General features: G+C 33.7%; 2 protein-coding genes. Both read left to right on the forward strand.

All coding sequences use genetic code 11. The features are described from left to right. Positions 1-191: 191 nt before the first annotated feature. On the forward strand, positions 192-857 hold the full coding sequence (locus GFU93_RS00015; RefSeq protein WP_160565854.1) for a carbohydrate binding domain-containing protein: 666 nt from the start codon (positions 192-194) through the stop codon (positions 855-857). Between the two features lie 7 nt (positions 858-864). Next, positions 865-1941 carry a hypothetical protein gene (locus GFU93_RS00020; protein ID WP_160565857.1) on the forward strand — a complete coding sequence of 359 codons (1077 nt, stop codon included), beginning with the start codon at positions 865-867 and terminating at the stop codon, positions 1939-1941. The last annotated feature ends 334 nt before the right edge of the window (positions 1942-2275 follow it).

Raw genomic sequence — 2275 nt, forward strand, 5'->3', positions numbered from 1 at the left:
TGCAGGTTCAGTAACGAACGGTGAATATGATATTTATACGGATTTAATTTTAGTTAAAGATTACAAAAAAGTAACCGTTAAAGTATGGGAAAAGCCTCTTACCGGTTATGCCTCTCTTGCCTTTTACGATAAAGACAAAAAATTTATTAAAAAAGTAGATTTTAAAGGAAATACATATACTGAAAGCACTGTTGATATNACCTGCTGATACCTTTTATTTACGAATATCAACCCCGCGTCCATCAATTACAAACGGGAAATACAAAGTAGAATTTGGAGATAAAGCAACCGATTATACGGACGCACCTGAGGATATGGAAATCCAAGAACAACAGGAAATAAATATAGGTGCGGTTAATTTATTAAACAACTCAACGGATTATAAAAATTGGAAAAACCGAAACGATGCGCAAATAACCGATGAAAAATATTTAGGTTCCATGGTTTATAAGGTTGTCCGTAATAATTCGGCTATGGCGTACTTTAGAAATACCATTCAAGGTCTGCAAAAAGGGATGGAATATACCTTTTCTTTCTATTGTAAATCCGTGGAGGACCTCTCAAAGATGAGTGGCGATTTATACCTTTATGGATCCACAAATGAAGGAGTTAAAATTGTAGACATTAATCAAATCACCCAAGAATGGAAACGTTTTACCATAACTGTTAAAATCGAAAATGAAGAACCGTTATTTCGTGTAGAATCCAAAGTTGCCGTTCCTTCAGGATTACTTTTTGCCGCCTTGCAGCTTGAAGAAGGCAACCATGCCACAAGTTATGCCCCTTCCTATCAAGACTTTGTACTTGATTTCCAAACAGAAGATCCACTAAATGTTTATCAAGAAGCCTTAAAATAATTAAAAGATGAGCTTAATAAACCTAAAATCTTTCTGTCAACGACTTTTAGACACCATTAAAGCGATAGCAAAAAATATAAAAGCATTGGGAACTAAAATAGACGGGATAGAAGGAGAATTAAATGAAGTAAAAAAAACAGGAATAAATAACCTCGAATTTTCAGGAGAAAAAGATAAAACACTTTCCATACAATTTAATGACGGATCAAGAAAAAAAGCATCCTTTACCGATTTAGATACCACTTATCCAAAGGGAAAATTAGAAGACCTTACCGAAGGAAAAAACATAGCCGAATCCGTATGGTCCTCTAACGTGCTTTCCACGTGGGCGGATAACTATTTAAAAAGAAGAGGAGGGGAGGTATATGGATGGATCAACCTAACAACCACAAATTCGGGTTTATCAAGAAATGTTCAAAGTGTCAATAATACTTTTCCGGATTACCCGATAGTTGAACTATCGGGTATAAACAGCAATAAGATCGGTTATCATTTGAGCGATAGTGATTCTTTTGGATACATCGGTAAAGAACATAACGATCACGCAATATCTTGGGATTTCAATAACAGGGTAGGTATCGGCAATGTTTTTAGACCGAAAGCAACATTAGAAGTGGGGGGGGATTTTATAGTTAGAGAATTACCCATTACCGATAACACAAAAGGAGATGAAGAACTTAGGGTAGGTCAAGATGGCTTATTTCATAAAATTAAAAAACCGGTATTAAATGAACTACCTCATGGATATTGTAGCGGTTTTTTGGCAGAAGTAAAAAAACCTTTTTTTGGACAGTTAAGAGAAGGGTTTCCGGTACTTTCCGATGATTATACACCCATGTGGTTAGCTAACATCAATGGAGGCTTAGAGGGCAAATTTACTGCATTAATATCCGGCGTTGTACTTATTGATTCAAAAGAAGCATTCATAAATTATAATGAAAAAATTGATTCCAAAGATATCTATTTTGCAATAAGTAATTTTCAATTAACGAATGATATAAATTCAGTAGGAAGAAATAAAATATTCTATGGTAAGGTGATTACTATTGTAAACCAAACCAAATACCTTATTAGAATCGGATAGTTTATAAAAATAAAGAACCCTATATAATTTTAATAATTCCGAATTCTGCTTTTACACTAGACAGAATTAGCGAAACTAAAATCAATAAATGAAAGAAATAATAGATAAAATAATGTCTTTCGGCGATTGGTTTATAACCAACGCTTTNCAAAAAAGAATTTTTATTTCTGTTAGTCTGCGCCTTAATGCTTATCCCCGCCTATATATTCCACGATGAGTTGGAAGATAAAAAAAGAGAAAAGATAGAATGCGACAAAAACAGAGAAGAGGAAAAAGACGAGTATTATTTAGAACTGAAGAAAAAAGATGAAAAATATGACGAGCTTGAAAAAAA

Source organism: Apibacter sp. B3546 (genome assembly GCF_009827885.1).
Classification (GTDB): Bacteria; Bacteroidota; Bacteroidia; order Flavobacteriales; family Weeksellaceae; genus Apibacter.